General features: G+C 69.2%; 2 protein-coding genes. One reads left to right on the top strand and one right to left on the bottom strand.

Annotation, left to right across the window (positions count from 1 at the left end; genetic code table 11):
• Positions 1 to 3,493 (bottom strand): HAMP domain-containing protein (locus VGS97_RS01360; RefSeq protein WP_326851289.1); only part of this gene is annotated, 3,493 nt, incomplete at its 3' end.
• Between the two features lie 466 nt (positions 3,494 to 3,959).
• On the opposite strand from VGS97_RS01360, the gene VGS97_RS01355 reads away from it, so the two are divergent.
• A partial coding sequence (locus VGS97_RS01355; RefSeq protein ID WP_326851288.1) for an MFS transporter occupies positions 3,960 to 5,380 on the top strand: 1,421 nt, incomplete at its 3' end.

The following is a 5,380-nucleotide window of genomic DNA, read 5'->3' as shown; positions in this document are numbered from 1 at the left end:
AGGTGGGGGCGGGAGTGAGTGCGGGGGTGGCGGGAGTGGCCTCGGTAGGGGTGAGGGCGGAGGGTGGGGGCGGGGGTGGGGTGGTTAGGGCGGATAGGTATGGATACGGGTGCGGGTGTTGGTGCTGGGGGGTGGAGGTTGCCCAGTCGGGGTGGGTGATTGGTAGGTACAGGGTGAACGCGCTGCCCTCGCCTACTGCGCTCTGCGCGGTGATCGCGCCGCCTAGCAGCTGGGCGATTTCGCGGCTGATCGACAGGCCTAGGCCGCTGCCGCCGTACTTGCGGCTGGTGGTGCCGTCGGCCTGTTGGAACGCGCCGAAGATGGTCTCCAGCTGCTGCTCCGGGATGCCGATGCCCGTGTCGCGCACGCGGAAGGCCAGGGCTGGGCCGTAGCGGCGGGCTGCCGGCGGGAGTTCCTGGGGGCGGGCCGGGTCGATGCGCAGTTCCACTTCGCCGGCTTCGGTGAATTTCACCGCGTTCGACAGGAGGTTGCGCAGGACCTGTCGCAGTCTGCTGTCGTCGGTCAGGAGTTCGCCGGGGACGCCGCCGGCGGTGCTCACCCGGAATTGCAGGCCCTTCTGGGTGGTCAGCGGGTGGAAGGTGGCCTCGACGTAGTCGAGGAGCCGGCGCAGCGAGACCCGTTCGAGCGAGACGTCCATCTTTCCCGCCTCGACCTTCGACAGGTCGAGAATGTCGTTGATCAGCTGGAGCAGGTCCGAGCCCGCGGAGTGGATCACTCCGGCGTACTCGACCTGCTTGGGCGTCAGGTTGCGGGTCGGGTTCTGCGCGAGCAGCTGCGCGAGGATCAGCAGGCTGTTGAGGGGGGTGCGCAACTCGTGGCTCATGTTGGCCAGGAACTCGGACTTGTACTTGGAGGCCAGGGCCAGTTGGCGGGCGCGTTCTTCCAGTTCCTGGCGGGCCTGTTCGATTTCGAGGTTCTTCGCTTCGATGTCGCGGTTCTGGCTCGCGAGCAGGGCTGCCTTCTCTTCGAGTTCGGCGTTCGAGCTTTGCAGCTCCTCTTGGCGGACCTGGAGTTCTCCGGAGCGTGCTTGGAGTTCGGCGGCAAGGCGCTGTGACTCGCCGAGCAGTTCGTCTGTGCGGGCGTTGGCGACGATGGTGTTGACGTTGACGCCGATCGTTTCCATGAGCTGTTCGAGGAAGGCCCGGTGCACCGGGGTGAAGGGACGGACCGACGCGAGTTCGATCACGCCGAGCACCTGGCCCTCGACGACGATCGGCAGCACGATCAGGCTGGCCGGGGCGGCGTGGCCGAGGCCGGAGGAGATCGCGACGTAGCCGGCTGGCAGGTTGTCGACCGCGATGATCCGGCGGCTGCGCGCCGCCTGCCCGACGAGGGACTGGCCGAGCCTGAAGCGGGTGGGCCGGCTGGGTCCGCCCGGGTCGCCGTACGAGCCGATCAGGCTCAGTTCGGTGCCCTCGGGCGTCTCCTCGGCCAGGAAGAACGCGCCGTACTGCGCACCGGCCAGCGGGGTGAGCTCGTCCATGATCAGCTCGGCCACCACGGCCAGGTCCCGGCGGCCCTGCATCAGACCGCTCATCCGGGCCAGGTTCGACTTGAGCCAGTCCTGGTCCCGGTTCGCCCTGGTGGTCTCGCGCAGCGACTTGACCATCGCGTTGATGTTGTCCTTGAGCTCGGACACCTCGCCGGACGCGTCCACGGTGATCGAGCGGGTCAGGTCGCCCTCGGCGACCGCGCTGGTGACCTCGGCGATCGCGCGCACCTGCCTGGTCAGGTTCCCGGCCAGCTCGTTGACGTTCTCGGTCAGCCGCTTCCAGGTGCCGGATACGCCCGCGACCTCGGCCTGGCCGCCGAGCCGCCCCTCGCTGCCCACCTCGCGGGCGACGCGGGTGACCTCGGCGGCGAAGGAGGAGAGCTGGTCGACCATCGTGTTGATGGTGGTCTTGAGTTCCAGGATCTCGCCGCGGGCGTCGACGTCGATCTTCTTGGTCAGGTCGCCGAGCGCCACCGCCGTGGTGACCTGCGCGATGGAGCGCACCTGGCCGGTGAGGTTGTTGGCCATGACGTTGACGTTGTCGGTTAGGTCTTTCCAGGTGCCGGAGACGCCGCGGACGGTGGCTTGTCCGCCGAGGTTGCCGTCGGTGCCGACTTCGCGGGCGACGCGGGTGACCTCGTCGGCGAACGCGGAGAGCGGGTCCACCATGGTGTTGATGACGTCGGCCAGCGCCTGGACCTCGCCCTTGGCCTCGACGGTGATCTTGCGGGTCAGGTCGCCCTTGGCCACCGCCTCGGCCACCTGGGCGATGGAGCGTACCTGGCTGGTCAGGTTGGACGCCATGACGTTGACGTTGTCGGTGAGGTCTTTCCAGGTGCCGGAGACGCCGCGGACGGTGGCTTGTCCGCCGAGGTTGCCTTCGGTGCCGACTTCGCGGGCGACGCGGGTGACCTCGTCGGCGAACGCGGAGAGCTGGTCGACCATCGTGTTGATGGTCTCCTTCAGTTCGAGGATCTCGCCGCGGGCGTCGACCCGGATCTTCTGGGTCAGGTCGCCCTTGGCGACCGCCGTGGTGACCTCGGCGATCGAGCGCACCTGCGCGGTGAGGTTGTCGGCCATGACGTTGACCGACTCGGTGAGGTCCTTCCACGTACCGGAGACGCCCTTGACGTCAGCCTGTCCGCCGAGGCGTCCTTCGGTGCCGACTTCGCGGGCGACGCGGGTGACTTCGGCGGCGAAGGAGGAGAGTTGGTCGACCATGGTGTTGAGGGTGTTCTTGAGTTCCAGGATCTCGCCGCGCGCCGCCACGTCGATGGTGCGGGTCAGGTCGCCCCTCGCCACCGCGGTCGCGACGGCGGCGATCGCGCGGACCTGCGCGGTGAGGTTCCCGGCCATGAAGTTCACCGAGTCGGTCAGGTCGCGCCACGTGCCGCCGACGCCGGGCACCTGCGCCTGGCCGCCGAGGCGTCCTTCGGTGCCGACTTCGCGGGCGACGCGGGTGACTTCGGCGGCGAAGGAGGAGAGTTGGTCGACCATGGTGTTGAGGGTGTTCTTGAGTTCCAGGATCTCGCCGCGCGCCGCCACGTCGATCTTCTGCGACAGGTCGCCCTTGGCCACCGCGGTGGCGACCTGCGCGATGTCGCGCACCTGCGTGGTGAGGTTGCCGGCCATCGCGTTGACCGAGTCGGTCAGGTCTTTCCACGTGCCGGAGACGCTCGGCACCTCGGCTTGTCCGCCGAGGCGTCCTTCGGTGCCGACTTCGCGGGCCACCCGGGTGACCTCGGAGGTGAACAGGGCGAGCTGATCGACCATGCCGTTGAACACGGTGGCGATCTCGCCGAGCACTCCGTCGCCGGTCTCCGGCAGCCGCGTGCCGAAGTCGCCGTCGCGCACCGCGGTCAGCCCGGCCAGCAGTTGGCGCAGTCCCTGGGCCTCGCCCGGCTCCGCGATGTTCGGCCCGCCGTTCGGCGACCCGCCCCGGGTTCTCGCGACGGCGTCGCCACCAGTCCTGCCGGCCATAGCGGATCCCACCCTCTCGCCAGACGCGACCACACCGCGAGCATTCGTGGTACCCGCAGACACGGGATGTCATGTGTTCGCGCTGCTTTCCGCACACGTTATTTCACGTGAGCGCGGGTGTGCGACCGTCCGAGCGCCCTCGGACCGGCCAAACACCTTGCTTGCCGCAACTAAGGTTCTCTAGTGTGGCGGTGTGAGTACTACTGAGAGAGCCTCAGAATCGCAGCAGTCGCCGGAGCCGGCGAAGCCAGCGCAGTCACCGAGGTCAGTGGAGTCACGAGGGTCGGCAGGGTTACCGGGGCCGGCAGAGCTACCAGGGGCGGCGGCAGCGTCGGAGCCACTCCAATCGCTCCGGGCGCCTCTGTCTTCGCAGGACGCAGGGCCGAGCCCGTCTCCGCGTCCGGATGGTCGGCGTGAGCCGGGCGCGCGGTACAAGTGGGTCGCCCTCTCGAACACCACGCTCGGGATGTTCATGGCGGTGCTCGACGGCTCGATCGTGATCATCGCGCTGCCGGCGATCTTCCGCGGCATCGGCCTCGATCCGCTGGCCGCCGGGAACATCGGCTACCTGCTGTGGATGATCATGGGGTACCTGCTGGTGACGGCGGTGCTCGTGGTGGCGCTCGGGCGGCTCGGCGACATCTACGGCCGGGTGCGGATCTACAACCTCGGCTTCGCCGTTTTCAGCGCCGCCTCGCTCATCCTCTCGCTCGATCCGCTGCACGGCCCCGGCGGCGCGCTCTGGCTGATCGGATTCCGCATCGTGCAGGCCGTCGGCGGGGCGATGCTGATGGCCAACTCGGCGGCGATCCTCACCGACGCCTTCCCGGCCAGCCAGCGCGGGATGGCGCTGGGCGTGAACCAGATCTCGGCGCTGACCGGGCAGTTCCTCGGCCTGGTCGCGGGCGGGGTGCTGGTCACCGTCGACTGGCGCGCGGTGTTCTGGGTCAACGTGCCGATCGGCGTCGTCGGCACGATCTGGTCGTACCGGACGCTGCGCGAAGTCGGCACCTCCCGGGCCGCGCGGATCGACTGGCCCGGCAACATCACGTTCACCTGCGGCGCGCTGGCGCTGCTGGCCGCGATCACGTACGGCATCCAGCCGTACGGCGGCGACTCGACCGGCTGGACGAATCCGCTGGTGCTCGCCCTGCTCTCCGGCGGCGCGGCGCTGCTGCTGTTGTTCGGGGTGATCGAGAACCGGGTCGCCGAGCCGATGTTCCAGCTCGGCCTGTTCCGTATCCGCGCGTTCGCCGCGGGGAACGCCGCGGCGCTGCTGACCGCGATCGCCCGCGGCGGCCTCCAGTTCATGCTGATCATCTGGTTGCAGGGCATCTGGCTGCCGCTGCACGGCTACGACTTCGCCGACACGCCGCTGTGGGCGGGGATCTGTATGCTGCCGCTGACCGGCGGTTTCCTGGTGGCGGGACCGGTGAGCGGTTATCTGTCCGACCGCTTCGGCGCGCGGGTCTTCGCCACGAGCGGGCTGGTGCTGATGGCCGGGGCCTTCTTCGGGCTGCTGCTGCTTCCGGTGAACTTCCCGTACGGCGCGTTCGCCGCGCTGGTCTTCGTCAGCGGCATCGGCCAGGGCATGTTCTCCGCACCCAACACCTCGGCGATCATGGGCAGCGTGCCCGCGCAGCGGCGCGGCGCCGCCTCCGGGATGCGCGCCACCTTCCAGAACTCGGGCACCTCGCTGTCCATCGGGATCTTCTTCTCGCTGATGATCATCGGGCTGGCCGACACGCTGCCGCACACGCTCAGCTCCGGCCTCCAGGCGCAGGGCGTCCCGGCCGCGGTCGCCGGGCAGGTCGCCACCCTGCCGCCGGTCGCCACGCTGTTCGCCGCGTTCCTCGGCACGAACCCGATCGGCCACCTGCTGGGACC

Origin of the sequence: Actinocrinis sp. (assembly GCF_035946395.1) — a bacterium.
In the GTDB taxonomy this organism is placed as follows: Bacteria; Actinomycetota; Actinomycetes; order Streptomycetales; family Catenulisporaceae; genus Actinocrinis.
Note: the sequence above shows the minus strand (reverse complement) of the source record. Positions and strands in the feature narration are given on the sequence as shown.